Raw genomic sequence first — 21,879 nt, 5'->3', positions numbered from 1 at the left:
AATTCCACAAGGCTCATGCCTTTCTGAAACTGGATTTTGTTCCTGGCCATGACACGTCTCCTAACCCAAGGAAAACCAGTGTCGTAAGTTTAGACGGGAGAATGGCTTATGTTAGGTGGTAATCAGGTTAAAGAAAGCGGATGCTGTTTTTTTGAGTTTTTTGAAAAAGCCCAGGTCGCCGTTAGTGTTCCAGCAATGAGATGCTGAAACTATTGAGTTAGGGTGGAAGCTATCCATGTCAATATTATCCATCCATGACGAATGTTGGTTGGTCAGTATAAATTTCTTGTATATGTAACATTATTGTAGTCTGATCAAAGCTATTTAAAATAGCTGACCATCTATTTTAAATAAGTAAAGGCTGGATTCAAGCAATAAGTGCAACAGACCTCCCTGTATAGACCTCAATTGGGGTCAGTCCGCCAAGAACCTTACGAGGCATACTGTTTATCTGTAATTCCATTACTTCTACCTCCTTCACTGTGAGTTGCCCAAACGCCATCTTTTTCGGCCAATGCCTACGAATAATCCCGTTGGTGTTCTCATTGGTTCCTCTCTGGTAGCTGGCGTAGGGCTTTGCGAAATAGATGTCTGCATTAATGGCCTTTGATACCCGTGCGTGCATGGCAAACTCGCCACCGTTATCAAGCGTGACAGTCTTTGCACCATGTACCCTTTTCAGCATCTCAATCATCTTGTTGGCAATGGTGTCAGCGTTCTTGCTATCAACCTTACCGATCAATGTGAGACGGCTTTTACGGTCAACAAGGGTAACCAGATGGGCATCTTGACCATAAACAGTGTCACCTTCCCAATCACCCGAAAGTGCACGCTGTTCAACGATAGCAGGACGCTCAGTAATATCCTTTCGATCCGGTATCAATGTGCGACCCGCCTTGCGTTTACCATCTTTCCAGCGTGTTTTTCCGAACCTGGGCAACTCCTGGTACAGAGTACCGCCGTTAACCTTATCCTGAGCAATCAGGTGATAAATCGTCGTATGACTAATCGCCTTGTCTGGTAGCTCTATTTTCATACGGCAACTGATGTTTTCTGGTGACCAGCCAAGTGACAACCCTTTCGCAACGATCTGTTTATGCTGCTCATCTCGTTTCTTTGCCTTGCGGGCATTTCTTTTTCTGTCGGTTTTCTTGTTTTCAGCAGTTTCAGGGCAGTAACCATCAGGTCCGGAATTACGTTTTAATTCACGGCTAACGGTACTTTTGTCTACTCCCAGGGTGTCAGCAATAGCCTGTAATGACAGTCCGTTTTTCTGCATCGCCTGAAGCTGGTATCGTTGGCCCAGAGTCAGCTGTTTGTAGTGTTTGGTTTGAGTGCTCATTCCAGACATCCATTTCAGAATGTGGCAACTTGGAAATCTACTGACAGCTGCCTCACTTCTCAAATTTCATTCTGTTGCACTTATTGTATTAACCCAGCATGACCTCTTTGGGGCTGTACATCCAGAAGGCGGAGATATATCCGTGATCTGGAAAGTCAGGTTTATGGGTGCACTGTGAATACGGCTAAAACCGTGTAAGACATATCGCTGCCGATGGCGTTTACAGCCTATTTGCTCTCTGTTTATAAACAGAGAGCAAATGCTTGAGAAGACTGTGGGGAAAAAACGAACAACAATACACAGAAAACCCCTGCGGTGAAATACGAGAAGACAGTCATTTATTATGCCATTAACCAGCTCTATAGTTTCGCTTCCACAACAGACTGCATCCCCATGCCGAGTCTGGCAAACCCTATCAAGCTGATGAAATGGCAGCCCCGGAACGGGTCAGCATTATTCAAGAGGTGTGTCCATGGATGTGCTGATATTGATTGCGCTTATTCTGCTGAATGGCGTGTTCGCGATGTCTGAAATTGCCCTGGTATCCGCCCGTAAAAGTCGCCTTCAGCGGTTGGCTGATAAAGGCGATGCGGGAGCTGCCAGTGCGATCAGGCTGGGTGAAGAGCCCACGCGATTTTTATCGACGGTGCAGATCGGGATAACGGTCATCGGCCTGTTGAACGGTATCTATGGTGAAGCGGCACTGGCGGCACCGCTGGCTGAGTATATGGCTTCCTTCGATATCTCAACAAAAACGGCATCCGCTGCATCTACGGTGATTGTGGTTATTGCCATCACCTATTTATCCATTGTCGTTGGCGAACTGGTACCAAAACGACTGGCTCAGTTTAACCCTGAACTGTTTGCCCGCATGATGGCGCGCCCGTTAAGTCTTCTGGCACTGCTTTCCAAGCCCTTTGTTTCTTTGTTGGCCTGGTCAACGGATCTTGTCTTGCGGTTACTGGGCAGGCGTGGTGGTGAGTTTGAAGAGAATATTATAGAAGAAGATATTATTGCCCTGATGGCAGAAGGGTCACGTAGCGGTGCCATAGATGCCCAGGAACGTGACATGGTGCGTAACGTGTTTCACCTGGATGACAGGAAAGTCTCTTCGTTAATGACACCACGCAGCGAGATGAAGGCCTTCGACCTCGGGAAACCCCTTGATGAAAACATACAGTGCCTTCTGGCGTGTGGGCATGAGAGATTCCCGGTCATTGATGGCGATATGGAGAATCCGCTGGGGGTGCTGTCAGCCAGACAACTGCTGACTATCAAGTTAACGGGCGTGGTGGATAACGAGGCTATTCTGGCGGCAGTACAGCCGCCAGTGTTTATCCCTGAGAGTTGGCGTGGTACACGACTACTGGAGTTTTACAGGCAGTGCAATAACCACCTGGTATTTGTTGTGGACGAGTATGGTGACCTGCAGGGGATGGTGACCCATGGTGACTTACTGGAGGCGCTGACGGGAGAGTTTAAATCCCATCTTCCGGAGGATAACTGGTCTGAGCAACACCTGGATGGCAGTTGGACGATGGATGGACTGATACCGGTTTTCGTGCTCAGGGACTTACTGGAGCTGGATACCTTACCCGACGAACATAAGCGTGGGTACCATACGCTGAGCGGTATGATGATGTGGTGTCTGACTGACATGCCGAAGGTCGGCGAATCGGTCGAGTGGGAAGGGTGGCAATTCATTCTGCTGTCGGTGGAAGGTAACCGGCCTGAGAAGGTATTGGTGAGGCGAAGCAGGGGTGGCGTTAACGTCAGAGTCAATTGAGCGGATAGCAATACCGGGATTCGTCTAGCGTTCTAACGGAACAATCAGGATTTCATTTGAGGCTGAACAATTAGAGGGCGGAGAAAGATAGCGCCGTAAGGGAGGGGAGCCATTTTATGGGTGTCGTGTTTCTGTTCTTAAATTTAGTTGGATGTCCTTTTATGTTTGTCATCTTTTCCTGATAGGTGTGTTCTTGTTTCTATGATAGTTTCTGGTATTCATTACCCATGACTGATACCGCCACGGAATGTTGAAATATTTACTCCATTACCCTCAACCCATTATTGAACAGGCCCAGCATCTGATAACCGAAGACCGGTTAGGTGCATGGTTATTGAATAAATATCCGGAACAGCATGACGTAAGAAATAACAAAGCACTGTATGACTATACGATGGCCTTGAAGAACCAGTACCTTCGCAAGTCAGCGCCGCTCAACAAAGTGCTGTTTGATGGCAAAATCAGCCAGATGCATCAGGCACTGGGTTTGAATATTTCCCGAACCATGGTGCATGGCGGAAAACTGAAAGCCCGGAAAGAAATCCGCATTGGTGCACTATTTCAACATGCACCGGAGGCCTTTCTGAAAATGATCGTGGTCCACGAGCTGGCCCACCTGAAAGAGGCTGATCATAACAAATCGTTTTACCAGTTATGCTGCCATATGGAACCCAACTACCATCATCTGGAGCTAGACACTCGTCTCTATATGACACAGTTGGAAGTGTTTGGAGATATCTATTCGCGATGACACCCGTTAAGTCGGATTTTCATACGTATTGCAGGCTGCGTTAGGAGCCCCTCCCCAAGTATGGACAGGGGCAGGCCATTGGTTTTGAATACATTCAATCATCAGACCCAACGCCAGTTTTCGCTGAACATTGCTTACCCAACCCTGTAAAATACCTCTCCTGACTGACCTGAACTCACGCAAGAAGTGCTGTAGCTATTGTGAAAAAACCGCAAAGAAGGCCGGGGAAACCCACGTCCTCCCCAGTAACACCGGCGGGACTGCACCCTCGCAACCTGCATCAGGGCCGATACAAGCTGGCTGAACTCACAAAAACCACGCCGGAACTGAAGCCCTTCCTGACAATAAACCCCAGGGGGGAGGACACCATTGATTTCAGTAATGAACAGGCTGTTCTTTGCCTGAACAAGGCATTGCTGGCGCATTTTTATCAGGTGACACACTGGCAGATTCCGGCAGGGTATTTATGCCCGCCGATTCCCGGGCGGGCAGATTACATTCATTACCTGGCAGACTTACTGGCTACATCACACCACAGCAATGAACCGAAGCCACCAACGGGCAGCGTCATTAAGGTACTGGATATTGGCACGGGGGCTAACTGCATCTATCCGATTATTGGCACGCAAAGTTATGGCTGGCAATTCACCGCCAGTGATATTGATCCTGTCTCGGTGAAAACCGCGCGGGTGATTGTTAGTACGAATACCTGTCTGCAAAACAGGATCAACGTACAGCAACAACCGGATAGTCGTCGTATTTTCAGGGGCATCATCAAAGAACAGGACCGTTTCGATGCAACCCTTTGCAACCCACCATTCCACGCCTCTATGGCAGAAGCGAATGCTGGCAGTGAGCGGAAATGGAAAAACCTGAACCGCGATAAAAAGCGTGATACGGCGTCGCCAACGTTGAACTTCGGTGGTCAAAAGGCAGAGCTATGGTGCGAGGGGGGAGAGATTCGATTTTTAAAGCAGATGATTGTAGAAAGTGCCGAATTTGCGAAACAGGTCTGCTGGTTCACCAGCCTGGTATCCAAGGGGGATAACATTCAACCCCTGAAGCGACAGTTAAAGGCGCGATGTGCCAAACAAATCCAGGTGATCAAAATGGCGCAGGGGCAAAAAATCAGTCGTGTTCTGGCGTGGAGCTTTCTGACGAAGGAAGAGCAGGTGCAGTGGGTATCAAACAGATAAGATTTCCATAACATTAACCAGTCAACGACTAACGACTCACTGAGTGCGTTTGCATAATCCTTACCACTCAGTGATCGTTGTTGTAGAGCTAAACCTCACGAGTACACCTTGCCATACAGTGATAGTAGGGTGTGCAGGAGGTTTAAATAAGGCGTTTTCGAACGTTTATCATGCAATCATCCGAATATGAATGTTAAAAAGCTGGAGAAAGTCGGATCAGTTGTCTTGGAAATCACGTTTGTGATAGTCATATTATTCTCGATTTACGCTTGGGTGATTATGATTTCTTGAGTCAGACAGTGTGGTCCGCCATCTTCAACTTTGAAATCTAGCGTGCTTTGGCTCAATGCACTGTCTAGTCCCCCGACAAAATCTGGGACCTTCGAATAATGCGACTGATCAAAACGTTGATAGTCCTTATCCACTCTGACTAAATAGTCTCGCCGTAATGGAAGTGTTTGTAATAGTGTGAAAGGATTAACACCAATAAAACCTTCGTGGGTCAAATATTCAGCTACACTTTGACTCAGTTTTGCGTCGTATCTTGATGAGCGACTATCTAAATTTTGGATAGTTATCACTTTTCCATAGGTCGTCAGGCTTTTAAGTAAAACTTCGTACAAATTATTACAAATAATGATAGTCCCTTCTTTGCTTTCAAATGACAATAAATTCATTGGTGGTATTTTTTTTAGGTCAATCAGAGGAAGACCTAAATCAATTAGGCTATCCCCCCATTCTTTTTTTAACAGTTCGAAGCTATCACTACGTAGTAACTTATTATTCATAATCAGTAATCTTCCATCGGGAAGCTGGTGCATAAAACAATCAAGATGAAAAAAAGTTCTTTTTATAGCCATTCTGTAAAAGTGCACATTGGGATTGAGGCCTAGAACACGAACACCCAATGTTAGCATTTTTTCTTCGAGCTTCTCTGTTGCTAGTGTGCATTTAGGGTCTCCATCCTTGAACGCCGCACCAAGGTTATTGCCGTGTAATAGTAAGCATTTTGAGGGGGAATAAATCACGTTTCCACCATCTACACGTGCATCTATTTCAATTTTTACAATTTCTGGGCAGGAAGGTATAGCATGAACGGCATTAAAAATAGCGAGTGTTTCTTTTTCATAGTATGCACTATATAGAGCAAGATGCTTATTTTTACAGGTTAAAAACACGACAGGATCTCTGATATATATTTCACTTCTTTCATCAAAGTATCCAATGGCAGCACCTTCGCTATCCTTAACGGCTGGTTCTACAAGTCTGAAATTGTCATGCAGTGAAAATAAAATCCCTTTGAATAATTCATCTCTATAATATTTTTTCAGAGATTGATACTTTTGTAGTTCTGATTGATTATCAGGATGTCTTCCTTCGTTATCAATAAATGTACTCATAACAAAGCATATATGTCTTCTGCTAACAGGTATCTCTGGCGTACATTTTTTCTGCTCAATTTTCTTAGGGGTAATTGTTTTTTTGCTTGAAACAGCTTGGCGGCTTTCAGAATCCATTCTTGCACTGCTGGAACTTCCCGGCTGTTCACTAATGTTTTCCATATGTCACCACCTCAGTAAAAAATATTACTTATAGACTCATCATGCACCAAAAAGTTCATATGGAAATCCGCATAGCAAGCGGCGAAAGAATTCAACAGCGGGTGGTGCTTAGGCGATAGCGAATGATATAAGTTAGAAGATCTACCGGAAATTGAAAAAACGGACGGAGCCTGTCGGGCTAACTGTGATATTAGCAGGCACTGCTGAATAGCCCCTGAAGCCAGCGTGTTACATGGATCAACGATCCTCTGATTGCGGTGCGCATAATCACATGCTCCTTACCATAGAAGAAATCTCGATGAACACAGGGTGCCCATGCTCTGATTGTAGGGTGTGTTGGTGGTATCATCAGGCTTTTTGGCGGACTTGTCATGATTGCTCTGTAGGTGTCCTATTTATTTTTTATTTCTGTCTTTTATGGGCGATCTATCTGGATGATATCCTCGGGATCATCTCCAATATATATACGAATCCCTGGGTCAGATTTTGAGGCGCCTTCGGCTTGTTCCGGCACTAGCGGAATAATCTGAAATGCCTTGGCTGTGCCCGAAAATTCACCGGCATCTGCCAGCAAGCCATCAGGTAGTGGAGGGAGTGCTTTCAGCATAATGCGTTCATTGCTAAGAAGGTCTTTACGATGGAATACCTGTTCGTCGCAGCATTCGCTAAATAAAATGACAAACTTTACACCGAGGTCGTGGGAGGCTTTGTATAAATTGGCAATATAATGTGCAATGTCTTGAACACCGTCTGAGGTTCTTGCTCGCGGCGGAGGTGCACAAATTAACAGGGCAGTATTTTTGAGGATTTTTCTGCAGGCTATTTCTTCAATAAACTGGATGGCATCAGCCTGTTTTACGGGAAAGAAAATGCCTCTTTTTCTAGGATGATTGTCGCATGCATTGACCGTCAATACGGATTGCTGAATATGTGCTGCGGTATATCCTGTTCCAGCCATAACCTCTATAACGTCTGTAGCGCCATTAGCCAGAATATAGTCGCATAAACGCTGGTAGCCTTCGCGTGATAAAGAAAAGTAAATATTCATTCTTCCTGAAATGATTTCTTCCAGATTGGAAATTATACTGACCAGGTTTGGATGTAAGTTCTCTATTTCCGGAGTGATGTCGGGTAGCAGCCTGTGTAAATATTCCTAGCCTGCAAAGAGTGTGGTTTTTTTTCTGTACGGGATCTGAATATCCAATCTTTTGGTTTGTTGTGTAGGTCTAATGTTAAGTTCGCACAGTTGGCCATGTAACAATTGTAGCGTGTCGTTGTATGCTGAATGAAAGAGATCGTATGTGAGGATTGCGGCATCAATAAATGTACAGCTTCTGTTATTGAAGTACTGAAAGAGTTGTTGTGTTGATTCTATGGTTTTCCGGCAGTGTTCATTTTCTTTTGCATTCCAGTCAAAGGTAGATGGATCTTCAGGAAAAGCCTCAATTGGCCGGCAAATGGCCATGGCTTCTATCTCAATGGTTTCCCTGAAACGATCAATGGCATCTCTGGGGAATTTGGTAGCGTCAGGGTTTAGTGCTCTCCACGGTCTTTTAATGGATATTGCTTGTTTTAACTTTTTTACATTATGATGATATTCATGGTTTTCACTGGATAAGTTGTTAATGGCTTCGGTTAATTCTTTCATCTTTTAAATACCCCGTCTTATGAGTAAGTGGTTGTCGTCCGCTTTCATATTTTTGGACTAGGTTGAGTTCGCTCTTAATACGTTTGATCGGCGCTGCTGTTGTTTTTCGTCGGTTTGTTTCGCTTAATAAATCGTCAGGTAAACTATTTGATCTACAGCGGTAGAATGCTTTTTCGTTGTCGGGTGTTGAAATGACGACTGGAAACGTAGATGTTCTGAGTTGATGCATTGATACCTCCAATAACGTATGTGTTGGAGGTATGAGTTTTTTTTATATGTTGTGTTCTTTATTAAATAACTTTTGTTATATTGATTGGATGTAATGGTTAGTTATAATGAACAATCATTCATTATCCCGAAAATGATTTTCACCAAGAAGATGATGGAGATGCTGAATCGTGCGCATGGAGCAAAGACTGTCACGCTGGATAACGATGGCGAGTTTGCCATGCACACGCTTGTATCAAAGGCCATTAATGCAGACATCTATTTCCTAAAGCCCCATTCATTAGGATTGACCGTCAGTCGCACCATTATAGGGGGTAAGGCCATGATTTCTCCGGCTCTGAATAGCCAGGGGCCGGAAAAAGGTAGAGCCGTGCTGTGGCGGGTCAAGTTTATGGGGTCCACTATAGTCCTATATATTTTTTAAATCCTTAAGAATCCAGAGAGGATCTGCGATGATTTTTGTAGGATTCTCGTTTTTCAGCGAGAATAGGACGCCCATAAATAGATACGTCCATTTATGGGCGTTCTATACGTTGCTATTTGTTAACATGATGCGAGTAAAGTCTAAGCATAATGCTTTTGTCTAGAAGACTCGTTTATATCCCCTGTATATGGTTATGTTGATATAAAAAATATCTTATTTTCAAAATAACAACAAAAAGTAATGGAGATTCTCATGAAAGCTAATATGCGTCCAGTTGTTCCGCCTAAGCCGTTACATTACAATCGAAAACCCATTCGCCAAGCAAAGAGGCGTAATGTTGGCACGTCAGAATATGCTCTTAGAGGTGTGAAACGGTGCTCAACGTCTAAGCGGGAAGAGCAATACCTCGCTGGAAAATATTTTCAAACCATGATGGCTAAAAGCAAAAATGGTGTTACTCGATTAAGTGAATATAACATTCAATATGCTGAGCTTGACCTTCCAGAGAGCAAGAAGAAAAAGAGCTGTGCGGATCTTGATTCAATGACAGAATACCAGGTTTTCAAAGGTAAAAATGAAGCGGGTCAGACTGTTATTGGAATAGAGTCATCAGCATCTTCGCTTGCTGAGCCGTTATATGAACCGATTGAAATAGGTGCGCAACTAAAAAAGTCGAGTGATGCACCTGTCCGGCAGAGGCATAGAAGCAGGCGTCGAATCGATAAACGCCGCCGGCTTGGAAAAAGAAGGTGTCGGATTAAATTGCATAACCCAAAGGTTAAGGTGTTTTTTAAGAAAAATTTTAGTGGAAAAAAAATAAGAGAGAGACTCGTCAAACTGTTGGATGCCATTACAACGCTTCATCATAATGTTGTACAGCGTACAGGCAAAGAGAAGGGGCAGATAGTTACAGTTAAAATGGGTGAGTCAAAAAACGCGAGTGGTAGTGGTGTGTTATTCACGGAAGGTATGTCCTATTGTTCTTCTTTTATATTGCTCTCAGATTTTGATAAGGAAAAGGGTATCTATAAACGTCGTCAGATGATGCATGTGCCAGGTAGTCATCTTGAGCAGACAGTGAAGCAGGAAGATGGTAGCACCGTTATGGCAAAAAATGTTTTGATGGATTTTTTGGAAGGGGAAAAGGGAGAAGAGCGCAAGTTGATCATTGCGCATGGGGCTTCAAATATCACAGAGTATAGTCATGAGATTACGCTGAATCAGATGTATGATGGCAGATCTGTCATCAGGGAGTTAATGGCTGATCATGATATTTCTATCCATCAGTGTAATGCTGCATCAATTAAAGTCGATGCGTCTGGATGTATTGTTGAGAATTAAATGATTGGTGACGAAAAGCCAGTTAAGGTATTGGCTCTTTGACCATTTGCGATGGTTCTATGAATCTGGAGATTAGAGTTAAGGAATAAAGCATGCCAGTCGTTTAGTGCTAAATTTGATGGTGTGCTTTTTCTATTTTTTCATCCGTCTTCTTTGTTTATCTCACGCGGCAGATGCTCATTCAGACAGCGCACGTTCCAGCTGATGTCTTGCAGCAGTGAACGATACAGGGCGGAATGCTCATTGTCAGTACATACAACAGCCCGGTCAGGGAAAGACATGACCTAAAACTATAACGTTACGCTATTTGGTCATTATCACATTAGTGGACGCCTAATGGATAGATCGAAAGTGCTGTCATCAACACCCAATCCTGACGTGGCTCATTCTCAACCTGGCACATCCAGCGAAGCATCAGAAAAGTATCTGTGTGGTTCTTATGGTTGCCGGTCTGTGTTCAAAGTGGATCAGCCTGGTACCTACTTAATGCATTGTCTGGCTATGCATACAGGGAAATTAAGTAATCAATACATTGTCTGTCTTGTTGAATGCAAGAATGGCGCGGGAAAGCCACGGCATTGCGGTTGTGAAGTGGAGATGGATGGGTTTCCAAGCCATCTTCGTGATGCCCATGGTTTTTGTGTCCCCACTAGTCAACAGATACGTGATATGAGAGCGGAGCCTATCAAAAGAAGCCGGGCTGATGAAGGAGGAACTCGAGTTACAAAGAGAAGAAAAGCAGTAACGTCTACGACAGTATTATCTGCTCAGTCCCAACCGATATTACAGTCTCATCCGGTAGTCCGGTTTCCTCGGGTATTGCAATTGCCACAGATATTGCCGCTTTCACAGGTGGTGCAGCCACCACTGGTCTCGCAGTCTCAATCGGTAGTGCGACTTCAGGGGGCATTGGTATCTCCACAGGCTGCGCTATGCCCGCAGTTCCAGCAATCTCCACGGGCACAGCAATCCCCACAGGCGCAGCAATCTCTACAGGGATCATTGCCCGGACAATTACAGTTGTCATCTTTAGCGGTGATGCCAACATTGTCTGATGCAATAGGGCCGCTAGCTCAATCAGGATTGATTGCGTTAGCTTACCGGCATAACTCCCTGCTTAATTCATCTGTAGCAACAGTTTCGGCGCCTCAAACCCTATCAGCTGTTCGCTCATTAGGTGCTCAAAGCGTAAAAAAGCAACAAGATACAGTCACACAGCCTTCTGAGTACGAAGCGGGGGGAGCGTCAGTACAGGTGACACAGCAGTCAGAAAATAGTAATGAGCCTTTTCGGATAAAGAGTCTAATCCATTGCGGCTCATTACACTGTTCCCATGAATACGGAAATCTTGAGAAATGTCTATCGCACATGAAAAAAGAACATGTTACCTCATTGGGAGGGCATGATTTTTGTTTTGTGGATAATAGCGATTCAGGTTATTGCGGAGCATCGTTTGATGATGGAATGAAAGATGAGCATCTTATTAAGCATATCAATGACCGGCGTAACGGTAAGCGGCTTCCATAGCATTGTCAGAGAAATTATTAGACTAGTGGTCAAGTAGTGGTAATAGAGTGTACTGGTGGGATAAATCAGGCTTTGCGGGGGGCACAGGTCATGGATCTTTCGGATCTGAATATTCAGAGGCCGGAGAAAGGCAGCCCTGGGATATAGCAGGTCAAGTATATGGGGGTACGATTTATTTGGATCTGGAAAACAGCTAAAGCAGACTTCCACACTTGATAAAAAAATATGGAACAAATCTCTAAATTAAAGGTCAATAGCTTATTGATTGAATCAGCAGCACCTGAGTCTGCTGCCTTATGCTGTGCAAATACTTTTTGAAACTATATTATAGGAAGTAATTATCATGGATTATGGATACTTATCCTCCAAGCTCTCAAGACCTCCGCTGAGAGAGGCCCACTATAGTAGCAAACAGTCGTCTTGTTGCTATCAGAAGAAAGACAAGTCCTCGCTCAGGACTGGTCGAACTGTTGATCATGCAGTTGTCCAAAGAGCGCCTGCAAAGCGCAAAACACCAATATTGACTGATACAGTCTGTGAAGGAGCAACTGATCCATCTGTTCTTCGTAGTAAGCGTATAAAGCTTGAAAAAGAAACATTACATCAATCAAGAAGCCCGGCTGTCTGCTCTAAATCAAGTGGGAAAGATAAATATCCAGGTTCATGCCCCATGTCCTCGCCCATTGGAGATCGAAAATATTCTCATAGTGATAGGCAGTCGCAGGACGTTATTAAATCTTATTTTGAACGGTTTGCTGAAGAGGTCCAAACATTAGAACGTACATTCGGAATAGCTAGCCCAGCAACAGAATTGTCGGGTTCTGATTATTACCATCAATATTTAAATTTTAGAGAGCAAATCCAAGGGAGGGTTCATGCTGAACTCGATGAGTCCGAGAAATTTAAAACCCCAAGTGAAGTCAGTTCTTTTATTCAGCGTCGGTATATCCCTTTAATTAAGGAGCACATCGAAGACGCTATGACACAGCATGGATTAAGTATAGGAGACCTAATAGAAGTCCAACATTTTAATAGTGCTGAACAGATCGTTTATCGTGCAGCACTTTTTTCCCTGATGCTTGAGGATTCAGAGCGCCTAATTCCAGAGCAGCTTAAGCACAAAATGTATGAAAGCGCTATAGATAGCTTATATAAGCGTGCCAAACCTGTGCTTGATAAGGCAGAGCAGAATGTTAAAGCAACAACTGGTTTCGTTAAAGCAAGTTTGATAAATCATACATTCCAAGCTTTCATGATGGCAGCTACCTGCAAGTACTCAAACATCGATAATATATTACAAAATGGCACTGCGGGCATGGGGGTTGCACAAGATGGGCAGGCTTTTGGTCAGGGAGCCTATCAATTTGTTGCTAGATATAATGGTGATGGGCGACTCAGCTTATTAAGTAATCCATCAAGAAGTGACTTTGTAAACTGGCTAGTTAAAACCTGTGGAGATGTAGCTTCAGGCTTGAAAGCACCCTGGAAAGATAAAGTAATGTTGGTCACCAGTATCACTAAATATTTTCTCAATATGTCACCGCATCTAGCATCATCACAAGAGAAAAAATAAATTTAACGGGATTCTTTTGTGCCTTTTTTCTGGATGGCTGGTAATGCCTCAAACACGTTGATAGTGAGTGCGAGAGATAAACTCACCAATGACTTTATCGTGAAGCTCCTCCGAGCGGGAAAAGCAAATCGTTTTTCTGATCAGCCTTTTTTAGCGTGTACGTAACGTCAGATTGTTTCTCTCAATTATTTGCGTGAACAACTTACTAATAACATGACGATTCTCCGGCAGGTGTGAGGTGTAAGAACTCCAGTTATTAGTACAGTAAAAGCTGAAACTATAAGGTTCAAGGAGTCTGAGCAGTGATTGGAGTGTAGACTCAGTCCTTCGTATGACCCGTTTGAAGCGTGGCTCCCAAGCATAGAACAGCCACCGCTGATTCCGCTTGTTCCCTACAAAAGACCACTGCTCATCCATCTCACAGAGTAGCTCTACCCTGGCCTTCTCGAAGGGATGGCTTGTTACTTGTTGGGGAGAGAGTTTTTTAAATGGCGGGATACGGTGTTTGGACTGATATTGAGTACTCGCCCCGTGTCTCTTACCCCTGTACCATTCATTGCCATGTCGATAATCCGCTCATGGGTTCCTGACTGATTCGCCTTGTAGATTAACTCGATCTGAAAGCTGTGCTTGCAGTCACGACAGAGTTAACGTTGCAGACCTGAGGGCGCTTTATCGTTTCTCACAACAGCTTTGGTACCATTACAATGGGCACAAACAACATCAATCTTTGCCATAGAACCTACAGATGAAACGACAGCAATATACCGGTTCTATCTGTGATCTGTATTCGCAATCAACGCATTGGCGGCATTACCGTCTATGGGTGTCTTATTTATTTTGCTACTAACAAACGTGTTTACAGCATTAACCATTAATGAATCATTCGACATTGGGTCTGTCTGTCATAAGAAGATGTCATTCTAAGGATAGGGACAAAATATTATGGAAAGTACGGGGTCGTCAGTACCTAGATCAACCACACCACCAATTGCTGATTTTTCACAACAGATGATAGAGGAGAACATAAAACATCTGTGTTTGCTGGGTTATGCAAATCCTTCTGTAAGAACCGTAGATGCCTTTTTTGAGCAATATCTCTCTCCTGTATCGACTATGCCAGCAGTAGATTCAGGCATGAGAATGCTTACACCTGAAATGACTCTCAGAGAAAGGCTTTCGCCAGTATCGACTGAGGTAGAGCCGATACTTTCAGTACCTCTTGAATTATCTTCTGGCAGTCAATCATTATCACAAGATCCCGAGCGCGACACTGAGGCAAATAAGCAAGCGCTAGAACTCGATGAAGGGTTTCATCGAGCGCCGGATAAATGGTATCAATGTGATTTTTGTGGAAAAAAAATGCAACACAGACACCATATAGTAGAGCATGTATCCAGTCAGCATACAGGGAGAAAGCTGTTTAGATGCACGTTATGTGGAGAAGAATTTACTACTCACTCACGTTGCTATTATCATATGCGCAGTAAACATAAAGATTCTCCTGGTATTCAGCCCATTAAAATAAGCTAGAAATAAAAGACACTCAGTTCTTCCGGAGACGAATAGTGAAATGAATTAGAAAGTATTTCAGGAGCTATCTGCTCAACTTTCCAATTATCTCATGAAGATTGTTTTGTGTTTTTTAAGATTCTTCGCGCTGAATTTTTATATGTTCTGATGGCGTACTTTCTAACTTTTCGAATTTCTTAATTGACTCGTGTTTTACGTGTTCGAGATTATCCATTTACATCTGATAACCGCTCGTCAATCTTTTCCATGTGAGAGGTGTCATATAGTTCTCCCTCTCCCGGTTGCTTTTGGCAGACTTAAAGGCGTGAGTAGTCATAGCGCATAATACGGTAACGAACTAAGTATCTCAGCGTTACAAAAAAGCTTTTTGTTTGAATTGATAACAATTTTGTTATTTTTTATATTTTATAAAAACTTTTTATTAAAAGGCTTGCCTATGTAGTATTTGAGAAATTAATGAGAGTGAGTGTATGGAGATCGTAGCAGCATGTACAGTGATGCCAACAATAAGGCAATCAACTGATGATTCACCTACATGTAGTCATCGTGCAAAATGTCCTTCACCAGAAGAGGGCGTAATAAATATTCAGGTTATTGAAGACATAGAGCGTAGAACTCGTTCCATATCGATAACAGAGTCAGAATATGATCCTTCTGACGTTGGTTCAGACTTACAGGATCGCGATGTGGATAAATATAATGCTACTGTCATGCATAATTATTCAGTGGGTCCTTCTGATTCTGCAAGGCAAAGGCGAGCATTATATGATAATTTTGAGCCACCTAAAGATGAGCAGCCACACAAAAACAAAACAGCTGAATGGGTATTTTATCATTCTTTTTCAAACATAAAACCTGCACGGATTCCAAAGCCCATAGACAAGCAATATACACATACCGGTGGGAGGCATGGCCGGTATACCTGTAATATCTGTGCGATGGATTCTAGTGCATATGTGAGCTGCTTCAATTCACATGTAGAGATTAAAAATCATCTAAAATACACACATAACCTGAAAGGGCAGTATACCTGTAAGTTCTGTCAGAAAGTATATGATCGTCCTCCTGCTTTTTATGAACATGTACAAGAGGAGCACTATATCAAACCAGACGAGTTGGATGAATTTTTGGAAAAACCGTTATTGAATGAACCTTCTACTGCAATGCCCTCTGTCAGTGGTTATGTAGCGGCCCAAGTTAAAATAGAAGTGAGTGATGAGCCGCCTCGAAAAATGAAAAAGCAATAAAACTAAAAGGCGCGCTAAGGTATCGGAAAGGATTCAGGTATTGACGGGCCGAACATAGGGGGAATGACGCGGTAATCTTCTGCAGGCGGGCATGAATCGAGGTGTAGTTCGATATTTTTCCAAATGCAGTCTGTGCGTTCAAACGATCCTTGCAATAGAGAAAAGCGCGACGAACATAGTGTGCCATGCCGTCAGAGTAGGGATGGCATCAATCAGGCTTTTGCGGGGACAGTCAATGATTTCTCCGGCTCTGAATAGTCAGGGGCCGGAGAAAGGTAGACCAGTGATGTGGCGGGTCAAGTCTATGGGTGTCTTATTTATTCGCATGGACTCATCTTCGATATCCGGTATATAAACCTGTGCAAGGTCTGTATTCTTCAAGGTTTGTGCAATCGTACGTGCATCACGTCGGTCGGTTTTGATTTTGTCTTTTGGCAACCGGGAAGGCGCAGCCACAATGCAGTGAAATCCTTTGGCGGTTAGATACCGATAGAGCCAGTAGCCACAAGGGCCCGCTTCATAGGCAAAGAACAGTTTTGGTGCCTTGCTTTGCAGTCGCCGGATCAACCGGTCAATATCCCGATGTAATGTACCAATGGTGCCGTAATCCTGAACCTTATCCTCACGCTCACTACCGATATAGGCGACGGCTATGGATGTTTTGTGCGTATCCAGTCCGACAAACAAGGTGCTATCTTTACTCATCGCTGGCCTCGGTTCTGGTTCCTGCTTCACCCTACCTTCTGCATCCATGCAGTCGTCCGATCATTTTTCAGGCTTGCCTGATGCGGCTCTGGTGAAAGCTAGCCCGCGTTTTATTCGGAGGCCAGCTCTTACCGGTCAGCGGGAGTCATTATGTCTATGATTTTTGACTCAAACCAGCGGCTTCAAAGTCACAATAAATTTTACCAGACTTCGTCTCTCTCTCTTCATCGCCTTTATAGGTTTTAGCGGTATATAAAAGTTTAATTACAATGTCTGCTGTATAATTAAATGAACTATCAAAATAACTTACTACTTCTACAGTGTGAACACTGGCAGATTGTTGATTGATATTCGCATTCTTTTTAATTAGCTCCTCAAAGTTTTTAACTTTAGGGGCAACACAGTTATTGAGGACATTAATTTCATCTTGGGTTAAACTTTTTGATAGCGATCCAGTAACAATAAATTTAAATCCATTATCAACTTCGCTAGTGCACCCTATAGTTAATGCAGCTAAAAAAAACAATGTTAAATACTTCATACTACTCTCTCAGTTATTGCGGAAAATCATAACGCCAAGTTCAGCCGCGCCGCCGACGGCGTCGTCGGGTGGAGGGGCGAAGCCCCGGAACGAACTGGAACTTTTTGTTAAATCATCTGTATGATGCTGCAGAGAACCTAAATGGAACCTTACCTAAACCTGAAGTACTGATGAACATATCTATATCAAAGTTAGATATTTCGCATTTTGGGCCAAGTACTATTTCGTTTATCAGTTCTACATGCTCAGAGAAATCAAATTCAAAGTATGAAACCAACTTTGCACCAGATACCCGATATTTTACATCCGAAACATTACCGTAGAATTTACTTCCATTGTTTTTATGGTCTCCGGTAATCAGCGGTGTATGTATTATTCGTACTTCCTTCTCTTCTGCGAATGATGGGTTCTTGGAAATGTATGACATTCTATTCAAGAACATAACAGCTTCAAGGTGTTGTGAAGCAGATTGTTCTTTACTCATACCAGTTGTCGAATTTACAACTTGAATGATATGGTCAATTGCATTTTTTTGTTGGCTCATATCATAAACAACATCATTGAGTCCTAAATTATCACTATACCCATGATTTGCTGTTAAGTGTGGAAATGGGTTTTTAATATTGAATTTTTCACGATCAAAACCAATGCATACCCCTGTTCCATTATCAGCATAAGCCCTCCATTGACTTAAACTATCCCCATCTTTAGAGAAACATGTAATATATGGCATTGGGCGGTTTAACTGGGCAAGTTCCCAGAAATTATTAATCGTTTCTTGGTTTTCTTCATTTAAAATATTTCTTAACCCAACAAACACTTTTTCAATAAACCAGTCTATCTCCTTATAATCATTCATATTGTTAGATGAAGACACCCAAAGTTTCTTATGAGTTAGTATGTTGAAAAATGCATTAATGTCACAATAATGATAAATAGTACTCATAGTCTCAATTTTGTATGGTGATTTAACGCCAAATTACACGTCTTTTATTGCTCTGAAACGACACCTGCAACACAGGCCTTTGCAAAAAGATGTCCAAAACATGTTAACCGGGCGTAACTTGTGATTCGTACTCCGCTTTGCTGACCACCAGACATAATCGGGTCTTGATTACCAGCCTGCCAGATACCAGCTAGATTCAAACTATGTAAATGATCCATATACAAGAGATAGTTTTCAGGATAAGCAAGTTGTTGTACTGGAAAATCATTTAATTCTGTTCGTCTTGGACCAAACGTGGAGGTTTGACGATAAAAATCAGAAGTTTGAACAAGTTTAGCTTCTGCGTCCGATAAGTAGTTTATAAGAAGAGCTTCATCAGGTGATAATTGTGAAATAATATTCACAAAAGCTGGATGAGCTTCACTAACTCTTTCTTTATCTACTGCTCTGGAAAGTAAGTTAATGAATAATGTTGCTATAACATTATCTTCATCAATATATTTTAAATTGTCCATAATTGGACCAGCTATTTGAGGATGTGCCGGAATAAAATTTTCTTCAGGAACATTATCACTTACACGTTTTAGGAATTTTTGAAACCTATCCTGTTGTGCCGCTAAATAGTCTATAGGGGCAAGAATGAATCTTGCAGCCTTCACGGTAGATTTTGCGATACTTCCTACTTCCTGAGCTGCTGGCTGACAAATATCATCATATGCCTTATCTACAGGTAAGGATTTACCCAAATCTTCAAGCCAACCCATGAATTTAATACTCCATAATTTGATATAGACGTGTAATGCCTAAATCAGGTGCGCCGTAGGCGTGATCTTCCCCCGATAAAATGGACACCTGTCTACAGCTAAACTGCAGCCTCGTATTCTACCGGTGATTGATAATTAAGGCTCGAGTGCAGTCGAGTCCGATTATAAAAGTGTTGGATGTATCCCGCTATGCAATCTCGCAAATGCATCTCACCATAAAAGTGACTGCCTTTTATCAGTTCTGCTTTAAGCGAGTGAAAGAAGGATTCCATCTCTGCGTTGTCAGTACATTGTCCCGGACGATTCATGCTGGGAATGATGCCATAGCGTTTATGTATGCCCTGTATCTCATGGGCTCGGTATTCGATACCACGATCCGTGTGGAATACCAGCCCTTCAGGTGGCTTCCGGTTACGAATGGCCATCATGATGGAAGCTCTGGTTAACTCGACAGTTCTGCGGTTAGCAAGTGACCAGCCCACGATACGGCGAGAGTACAGGTCCAGTATCGCAGCGAGATACTGCCACTTTCCCTTAACTCGGATATAGGTGACATCAGCCGCCCAGTGTTGATTGGGGGCTGTTGGTTTAGGCAGATCTTTCCGGATATTGGCAATGTTCCGATAAAATCGATGCAGCCCGGGCGCCCGGCGATAAACACGGACGCATCGGCCTCTCAGCCCCTCTTCTTTCATCAGGCGTTCAACACGTTTCCGGCTTATGAATATACCTTCCTTACGTAGTGCCTGATGAATACGTGGGCTGCCGTACACCCCTCGATGTCTCTCAAACAATGCAGCAATACGCTGCTTGAGAAAGGCATCCCTATGGACTCTCTGGCAAGGTGCTCTGTTACGCCAGGCATAGAAGCCACTGGGTGAAACCTGAAGACGCCTACATAACCAGACAATGCCAAAGCGTTGACCATGGACGTTTATGAACGAGAACCTTTCCGCCGTTGTTCCGCAAGAAATCGTTGCCACTTTTTTAGGAAATCGTTCTCCATACGGAGTGCCTCATTTTCCCGTTCAAGTTGTTTCAGGCGATCAGATTCAGGTGGCTGTTCAGGTCGTTCAATGGCTTTGAGATCAGCCGGTATCTTACGCTTATCTGCCACAAGCTTGCCCTCGAAGTATTCCTTGCGCCAACGGGACAACATAAAGGGATGGATGTCCAGCGATTGTGCAACATCCTTTATTAGCCTGTCGGGTTTGCAGGACATCAGTACAGCACCCACTTTGAATTCATTGCTGTACTGACGAGTTTTCTTACCTGTCTTATAGGCGGGCATGGCAGCCTCCGATCTAGTGGTTCTGATGTCCACTAAAACGGGGGAAGTTCACGTCCCATTTGAAATACTTGTTATAATTTTTTAACTCCCAATCTCTTGGTCTTTCTCAATGCAAGCTATTGCTAACCATTTTATGATTGGGAGTGAGTGTTTTATATTGCTTGACTCTTCCGAATATGGCTCAAAAATACTTGTAGGGGAGCCTTTACGGCTCTTCTTTGAATGAACAATTGAACATCTTATGGAGTACAGCCAATTTGATAAATCGACAATTAAATCTGTGCTGCCACTTATTTTGAAACCTTTAATATTTACACTAGATGATGTTTCTATATCATTTTCGATATTTGATATAAATTCTGATCCTCTGCTTTTAAAAAATGCAGATATATCTTCCTCACTCTTTAACCAAGAAATAACACATTGTAACTGCTCTCTTTCAAAATTTGCCTTCTTTTGTAATATGTTTGGTGCTTCTTCGAAGTAGTATTCGAGTACGTTGTAAAAGCCAACATAACTCAATAAAGGGTTAAGTTCTTTCAAGCCAGAAAAGTAGTATGAAAGAAGAATTGGAGTGTAAAGTTTGTCGAGAAATAATGATTCAACTGAAATATACGCTTCTTGCCCATCAGAAAGATAAGGTTTTAGAATAACTTGTTCCTGATCAGGTTCTATGTCTCTAGGGCTAAATCTGCTGTCAAGCATTTCAGCTTGATAGTAGTTTAGTAAGCCATCATCACAGTTTAAAAGCCTCATTTTTCCAAAGTAGCCATCACGATCTTCAGTGGGTAGAACTTTTATCATTATTTTCTTGTGAATAAGGCTATTCATCTTTGAAGTATAATCTTCAATGATTTCATCACTATAGTTCTTTACTAAACACCAATCATTAAAATCTGTTTTATCATTCTCTTCTAGCGTATCAATACTTAAAACTGAATCATCGTTGTGTTTATCAAGTACAAGTGCCTCAGTGCTTCGCTTGTCATAATTCAAGTGCATTTGTGTATAGTCTTCTGACCAATATAACGGTTCAGTGACTTTTGTCGACATTCTTGAATTATCATTTTTCTTGCTATAGGCAAAAAGATAGTTATCTATGATGTATTCGATTTTTCTATCGCTAATTCTATCATTCATTCTCTCGAAGCGGATTTCCGCAACAGCGTCAAGATGATCTAAGTAATAAAACGCTTGGGACGTTAAAATCGGTTCGCCATGAATTGTAGGATGTACAACTATCTTATGCTCCAAACCATGGAATACAATTGCCTTTCCAAGTCCTTTACCCTTAGATAATTGAAACTTTAAATTTAGAGCCATACTTCCTCACTAGCTTAAAAATTATAACGCCAAATTCAGCTGCACGAGCGGAGCGAGTGTCCGCTGGAATTTTTTGTTAAGTGCCTTGCCTGATGGCTGCTTTACAAGCTGGATATTTTGAACAACCCCAAAACTGTGAACCTGCATGAGC

18 protein-coding genes and 2 pseudogenes are annotated in these 21,879 nt (G+C 42.9%); 9 read left to right on the top strand and 11 right to left on the bottom strand.

The window, feature by feature from the left end; all coding sequences use genetic code 11:
* Positions 1 to 367 precede the first annotated feature (367 nt).
* Complete coding sequence (locus KHS78_RS21675; protein ID WP_211831103.1) at positions 368 to 1,342, bottom strand: IS30 family transposase; 975 nt, start codon at positions 1,340 to 1,342, stop codon at positions 368 to 370.
* A 472-nt stretch (positions 1,343 to 1,814) separates the two neighbouring features.
* On the opposite strand from KHS78_RS21675, the gene KHS78_RS21670 reads away from it, so the two are divergent.
* From KHS78_RS21670 to rlmF, 3 genes are all read left to right on the top strand, one after another.
* A complete protein-coding gene (locus tag KHS78_RS21670; RefSeq protein WP_211831102.1) occupies positions 1,815 to 3,128 on the top strand; it encodes a hemolysin family protein in 1,314 nt (437 codons plus the stop codon).
* A 247-nt stretch (positions 3,129 to 3,375) separates the two neighbouring features.
* Positions 3,376 to 3,879: a M48 metallopeptidase family protein gene (locus KHS78_RS21665; protein WP_211831101.1), complete on the top strand. Its 504-nt coding sequence runs from the start codon at positions 3,376 to 3,378 to the stop codon at positions 3,877 to 3,879.
* Positions 3,880 to 4,079: 200 nt separating this feature from the next.
* Complete coding sequence (gene rlmF, locus KHS78_RS21660) at positions 4,080 to 5,075, top strand: 23S rRNA (adenine(1618)-N(6))-methyltransferase RlmF (RefSeq protein ID WP_211831100.1); 996 nt, start codon at positions 4,080 to 4,082, stop codon at positions 5,073 to 5,075.
* 263 nt (positions 5,076 to 5,338) lie between these two features.
* Here rlmF and KHS78_RS21655 read toward each other — a convergent pair whose 3' ends face one another.
* From KHS78_RS21655 to KHS78_RS21645, 3 genes are all read right to left on the bottom strand, one after another.
* Positions 5,339 to 6,637, bottom strand: coding sequence for a hypothetical protein (locus KHS78_RS21655; protein WP_211831099.1), 1,299 nt, complete (start codon positions 6,635 to 6,637; stop codon positions 5,339 to 5,341).
* A gap of 415 nt (positions 6,638 to 7,052) precedes the next feature.
* Entirely contained in the window at positions 7,053 to 7,685 is a 633-nt protein-coding gene (locus KHS78_RS21650; protein ID WP_211831098.1) for a hypothetical protein, read from the bottom strand.
* Positions 7,686 to 7,790: 105 nt separating this feature from the next.
* Positions 7,791 to 8,285, bottom strand: a complete 495-nt coding sequence (locus KHS78_RS21645; protein ID WP_211831097.1) for a hypothetical protein — start codon at positions 8,283 to 8,285, stop codon at positions 7,791 to 7,793.
* 376 nt (positions 8,286 to 8,661) lie between these two features.
* Here KHS78_RS21645 and KHS78_RS22745 point away from each other — a divergent pair.
* The 4 genes and pseudogenes from KHS78_RS22745 to KHS78_RS21625 all read left to right on the top strand — a co-directional run.
* A pseudogene (locus tag KHS78_RS22745) lies at positions 8,662 to 8,793 on the top strand (IS30 family transposase); the annotation flags it as partial.
* Between the two features lie 396 nt (positions 8,794 to 9,189).
* The gene (locus KHS78_RS21635; protein ID WP_211831095.1) at positions 9,190 to 10,278 is read left to right on the top strand and encodes a hypothetical protein; all 1,089 of its coding nucleotides are present in this window, start codon (positions 9,190 to 9,192) and stop codon (positions 10,276 to 10,278) included.
* Positions 10,279 to 10,614: 336 nt separating this feature from the next.
* Positions 10,615 to 11,805, top strand: a complete 1,191-nt coding sequence (locus KHS78_RS21630; RefSeq protein ID WP_211831094.1) for a hypothetical protein — start codon at positions 10,615 to 10,617, stop codon at positions 11,803 to 11,805.
* A gap of 343 nt (positions 11,806 to 12,148) precedes the next feature.
* The gene (locus KHS78_RS21625; RefSeq protein ID WP_211831093.1) at positions 12,149 to 13,378 is read left to right on the top strand and encodes a hypothetical protein; all 1,230 of its coding nucleotides are present in this window, start codon (positions 12,149 to 12,151) and stop codon (positions 13,376 to 13,378) included.
* Between the two features lie 48 nt (positions 13,379 to 13,426).
* Here KHS78_RS21625 and KHS78_RS21620 read toward each other — a convergent pair.
* A pseudogene (locus tag KHS78_RS21620) lies at positions 13,427 to 14,115 on the bottom strand (IS1 family transposase).
* 208 nt (positions 14,116 to 14,323) lie between these two features.
* On the opposite strand from KHS78_RS21620, the gene KHS78_RS21615 reads away from it, so the two are divergent.
* Together KHS78_RS21615 and KHS78_RS21610 are read left to right on the top strand one after the other, a co-directional pair.
* A complete protein-coding gene (locus KHS78_RS21615; RefSeq protein ID WP_211831092.1) occupies positions 14,324 to 14,911 on the top strand; it encodes a hypothetical protein in 588 nt (195 codons plus the stop codon).
* Between the two features lie 470 nt (positions 14,912 to 15,381).
* The gene (locus KHS78_RS21610) at positions 15,382 to 16,158 is read left to right on the top strand and encodes a C2H2-type zinc finger protein (RefSeq protein ID WP_211831091.1); all 777 of its coding nucleotides are present in this window, start codon (positions 15,382 to 15,384) and stop codon (positions 16,156 to 16,158) included.
* A 258-nt stretch (positions 16,159 to 16,416) separates the two neighbouring features.
* Here the strand turns inward: KHS78_RS21610 and KHS78_RS21605 are convergent, their stop codons facing one another.
* From KHS78_RS21605 to KHS78_RS21580, 6 genes are all read right to left on the bottom strand, one after another.
* Entirely contained in the window at positions 16,417 to 16,863 is a 447-nt protein-coding gene (locus tag KHS78_RS21605; protein ID WP_246506761.1) for an IS110 family transposase, read from the bottom strand.
* A gap of 154 nt (positions 16,864 to 17,017) precedes the next feature.
* On the bottom strand, positions 17,018 to 17,404 hold the full coding sequence (locus tag KHS78_RS21600; RefSeq protein WP_211831090.1) for a hypothetical protein: 387 nt from the start codon (positions 17,402 to 17,404) through the stop codon (positions 17,018 to 17,020).
* Positions 17,405 to 17,516: 112 nt separating this feature from the next.
* Positions 17,517 to 18,263, bottom strand: a complete 747-nt coding sequence (locus KHS78_RS21595) for a DUF2971 domain-containing protein (protein ID WP_211831089.1) — start codon at positions 18,261 to 18,263, stop codon at positions 17,517 to 17,519.
* A 131-nt stretch (positions 18,264 to 18,394) separates the two neighbouring features.
* Entirely contained in the window at positions 18,395 to 19,114 is a 720-nt protein-coding gene (locus KHS78_RS21590; protein WP_211831088.1) for a DUF4393 domain-containing protein, read from the bottom strand.
* 98 nt (positions 19,115 to 19,212) lie between these two features.
* Positions 19,213 to 20,405 (bottom strand): IS3 family transposase gene (locus tag KHS78_RS21585; protein WP_211831087.1). Its coding sequence is split into 2 segments (ribosomal slippage): positions 19,213 to 20,094 and positions 20,097 to 20,405, totalling 1,191 coding nucleotides; the frame shifts between segments, so codons are not numbered across the junction.
* 81 nt (positions 20,406 to 20,486) lie between these two features.
* Positions 20,487 to 21,728 (bottom strand): hypothetical protein, encoded by a 1,242-nt coding sequence (locus tag KHS78_RS21580; RefSeq protein ID WP_211831086.1) that lies wholly within the window; start codon positions 21,726 to 21,728, stop codon positions 20,487 to 20,489.
* Between the last annotated feature and the right edge of the window lie 151 nt (positions 21,729 to 21,879).

Source organism: Kistimonas asteriae, from assembly GCF_018263925.1.
GTDB classification, from domain to species: domain Bacteria; phylum Pseudomonadota; class Gammaproteobacteria; order Pseudomonadales; family Endozoicomonadaceae; genus Kistimonas; species Kistimonas asteriae.
This window is presented reverse-complemented; position numbering and strand designations above follow the sequence as displayed.